Source organism: Brevundimonas sp. (assembly GCF_031082345.1).
GTDB lineage: Bacteria > Pseudomonadota > Alphaproteobacteria > Caulobacterales > Caulobacteraceae > Brevundimonas.
Genome location: NZ_JAVHLH010000362.1, coordinates 1 through 1,994 on the forward strand (window position 1 = coordinate 1; position 1,994 = coordinate 1,994).

Below are 1,994 nucleotides of genomic sequence, written 5' to 3' on the forward strand. Positions count from 1 at the left end.
ACCGGCGCTGAATTGCCGGTTCATGCTGCGCCACCCCAAGATTACTTGATCTTGGCTTCCTTGAACTCGACGTGCTTGCGCACGACCGGGTCGTACTTCTTGACGACCATCTTCTCGGTCATCGTCCGGGCGTTCTTCTTGGTGACGTAGAAGAAGCCGGTGTCGGCGGTCGAGTTCAGGCGGATCTTGATGGAGGCGGGCTTGGCCATCGGACAATTACCTTTGCGACGGCGAAAGCCGCTGGAAACGAGAGGCGCGGAACATACTCAGGCGCGGTCGGAAGTCAACCGGGCGCGACGGGCATTGAGCCGGGCGGCGGTCCGGGTCAGGGTGCGGGCATGAAAACGCTCAGGCTCGCCGCGCTCGGCCCCGTCCTCGCCCTACTCGCCGCCTGCGCCACGGCGCCGGAGCCGGCGCATCCGCAGGACGCCTTCATGGCCCGGCTGAACGCCCTGTGCGGGCAGCGCTTCGAGGGGCGGGTCGTCAGCGACGACCCCGCCGACGCGGACTTCCGCAACAGCCGGCTGCTGATGCATGTGCGCGACTGCGCGCCCGACGAGGTCGGCATTCCGTTCGCGGTGGGCGAGGACCGCTCGCGCCGCTGGATCGTGACCCGGACGGACACGGGGCTGAGGCTGAAGCACGATCACCGCGACGAGCAGGGCGTGATCCACGGCTATCACATGTACGGCGGCGACACCGCGGACGCGGGCACGGCGGGGCGGCAGGCGTTTCCGGTCGACCAGGAGTCGATCGACCAGTTCATCGCCGGCGGGGCCCAGGTCTCGACCACCAACGTCTGGGCCATGGAGGTCCACCCGGGCCGGATCTTCGCCTATGAGCTGCGGCGGCCCGGCGGGCGGTTCCTGCGCGTCGAGTTCGACCTGACGCGGCCGCTGGCGGAGTAGGCGATCCGGTGGGTGGGCCGGCTGAGTCGGTTCATCACAACGGACACGACGAAACACGACGGGCACGACGGGGCCGGTGAGCCGCGACGCCCGTCAGGGCGACGCCTTGATGATTGAAGGCGGGCCCAAGGGCCCGCGACAGAGGCGGCGGGCAGACTCCCGTCGTGTTCGCTGTGATCTCGTCGTGTCCGCCGTGATGAACCGCAGCTTTCGGTCGCCTAGCCGAAGGCGCGGAGGCGGTCGATCAGGGGTTTCAGGCCGGGAATCAGCGGCTCGATCTCGGCGGCGTTCTTCTTCCACTTGCCGGCCTCGGGCGGAGTCAGGGTGTGGCGCGAGGGGGGCAGGTCGCCGCCGGTGCGCTCGGCCAGGGCCGGGTCGAACTCCAGCCCGGCGAAACCGCAGACGCCGCGGATGACGGCGGCGGGATCGGCGAGGAAGTCGCTGTAGCGCACCACATGGCGGCGGTCGGCCGGGATCTGCTCCAGGTCGTCCATGATGGTCTGGTTGGTGGTGGCCCACTGATAGGCCGCGATCTCGGGCAGGGGCGTGCCCTTCAGGGCCTGCCAGCCGGGCGGCAGCAGCAGGGACCACGGGCCGTCCCAGCCGGGCAGCTGCGGATAGGTGACCCAGCCGCCGGCGCGCCAGGCGTCGATGATGCTGGAGATGTTCTCCTCCGGCTCGCGCCACAGGAAGACGAAGCGGGCGTCGGGGAAGAGGGCGTTGAAGAAGGGGATGCGCAGGGCGTTCTTGGGGGTCTTTTCGAGCAGGCGGACGCTTTCGGCGTCGGCGGGCGCGCCCGAAGCGTCGACCAGCTTCTCGGCCAGGCGGGACTTCATGGCCAGGGCGACCTCGGGGGTCAGGTGCGCGGCGGTCAGGCGGTTGGAGTCCACGCCGGGCGCGCCGGGCAGGTACATGCGGAAGCCCTCGACCAGCCAGTGGGCCTCGCCGCCGGGATTGTGCAGCTGGGGCGTGACGGCGAGGGTCTCGAACAGGGCGGTGCTGCCCGAACGGGGCGCGGCGACGATGATCACCGGGCGGTCGTAGTCGGGGGTGCGCACGACGGGCCGGCCGACCGGCGCGGCCGGG

At 70.2% G+C, this 1,994-nt stretch carries 3 protein-coding genes; 1 reads left to right on the plus strand and 2 read right to left on the minus strand.

Annotated features, from left to right (window positions below; translation table 11 throughout):
* Window positions 1-41: 41 nt before the first annotated feature.
* Window positions 42-209: a 50S ribosomal protein L33 gene (gene rpmG / locus RDU12_RS15300; RefSeq protein WP_308685495.1), complete on the minus strand. Its 168-nt coding sequence runs from the start codon at window positions 207-209 to the stop codon at window positions 42-44.
* A 129-nt stretch (window positions 210-338) separates the two neighbouring features.
* On the opposite strand from rpmG, the gene RDU12_RS15305 reads away from it, so the two are divergent.
* Window positions 339-908, plus strand: coding sequence for a hypothetical protein (locus RDU12_RS15305; RefSeq protein WP_300291127.1), 570 nt, complete (start codon window positions 339-341; stop codon window positions 906-908).
* Window positions 909-1,126: 218 nt separating this feature from the next.
* Here the strand turns inward: RDU12_RS15305 and RDU12_RS15310 are convergent.
* Window positions 1,127-1,994 (minus strand): sulfotransferase (locus RDU12_RS15310; RefSeq protein ID WP_308685497.1); only part of this gene is annotated, 868 nt, incomplete at its 5' end.